2 protein-coding genes are annotated in these 1,543 nt (G+C 58.0%); one reads left to right on the top strand and one right to left on the bottom strand.

Going from position 1 to position 1,543, the window contains the following annotated elements; genetic code table 11:
- Positions 1 to 1,051 (bottom strand): class I SAM-dependent methyltransferase (locus FY112_RS14590; protein WP_151518655.1); only part of this gene is annotated, 1,051 nt, incomplete at its 3' end.
- Between the two features lie 250 nt (positions 1,052 to 1,301).
- Between FY112_RS14590 and FY112_RS37775 the strand changes: the two genes are divergently transcribed.
- Positions 1,302 to 1,543 (top strand): helix-turn-helix transcriptional regulator (locus FY112_RS37775; protein WP_151518657.1); only part of this gene is annotated, 242 nt, incomplete at its 3' end.

The raw sequence follows: 1,543 nt of genomic DNA, 5'->3' as shown, positions 1-1,543 counted from the left end.
CCTCAAACACCATGTTGAACGGAGTTTCCGTGGCGCGGCGGAAATGCGTGAACCCGGCGTCGAGCGCGACCTTTCGAAGCTTGATTTCTCCCGCCTGTGCGCCAAGTCCGAGCCCCACCTCCTGGGAGAGCGATGCCGGTGTGCAGATCATCGTCGACGCACCGTAATAGACACGGCCGACGGGATTGAGATTGTCCTTGAGATGATCATGGGCAAAGGGCTCGACGATCAGCCACGTCCCGTTCGGCCCAAGTGTTTCCTTGACATGCCGGCCGGCGCCGACTGGATCGCCCATGTCGTGAAGGCAGTCGAACATGGCGACCATGTCATAGCCGCGCCCCGGAAATTCCGCCGCCGATCCCTGCTGGAAGGTCACACGGTCGGCTACACCCGCATCCTTCGCGGCAGCCTTTGCCCTTTCGATCGACGGGCCGTGATAGTCGAAGCCGGTGAAGCGGGACGCGGGATAGGCCTGCGCCATCAGGATGGTCGAGGCACCATGACCGCAGCCGACATCGGCGACACTGGCGCCGGCCTTGAGCTTTTCCTCGACGCCGCCAAGGGCCGGAATCCATTCATTGACGAGATGGCTGTTGTAGCCCGGGCGGAAGAACCGCTCGGTTCCCCGAAAGAGGCAGGTGCTGTGCTCATGCCAGCCGAGGCCCTTGCCGGTGCGGAAGGCATCGGCGACTTTTGGCTCGTCCATCCACATGGATTGAACGACCTCGAAGGCACCCACGAAAAAGGCCGGGCTGTTTTCTTCGGCAAAGACCATCGCCTGTTCCGGCGTCAGGCTGAAACGATCGGTCTTTTCATCGTAAGCGACGTAGTCGGCAGCCGCCTGCGCGCTCAGCCATTCCCTGAGATAACGCTCCTTCACCCCCGTTTTCGCCGAAAGATCCTGGACGCTCATGGGTGTTCCGTCGGCCATCGCCTTGAAGAGCCCCACCTGGTCGCCAAGCACGACCAAGGCACCTGACATGGCGGCGCCGACGTCCCCAACAAGACGACCGACAAGCGCATCGAGTTTTTGCATATCCGGCTCACGCATTGTTACCTCCCGGGTGCGTGATAAAGGTAAGCTAAATTAGACTTTAATAATATTCAGTCAATCAACTTGGTCGTTCGATAGTTGAGCGTGGAGTATTAAAGGTCGAATGAATGGAATAGGCGTGCCCATTCCAGGGCTCACAACATGCTGTGCCGTTATGCACCTGCTCTCATCATCGCTTGTATCGAGATTACGTTTTTAATATAATCTGCCCGAGGCAGAATCACACTTTTGATGCAGGGTTATTGTTTTGTGTCTATCTTCCGCTCAATGCCGCGCTGCTCGTGCCCTTTTGGCATGGTCTCAGGACGATCTGTCATCGGCCTCGAAAGTCGCCAAGGCGACGATTGCTAATTTCGAGGCCGGGAAGCGTTCTCCCTACGAACGAACCCTTCAGGATATGAAGCACGCCCTGGAAGGCGCAGGTGTAATTTTCATCCCCGAAAATGGCTGGGGTGCGGGTGTTCGCCTGGCAAAACGCGCCGATGCCTC

This window comes from Rhizobium sp. PEPV16 (assembly GCF_008919455.1).
In the GTDB taxonomy this organism is placed as follows: domain Bacteria; phylum Pseudomonadota; class Alphaproteobacteria; order Rhizobiales; family Rhizobiaceae; genus Rhizobium; species Rhizobium leguminosarum_Q.
Note: the sequence above shows the minus strand (reverse complement) of the source record. Positions and strands in the feature narration are given on the sequence as shown.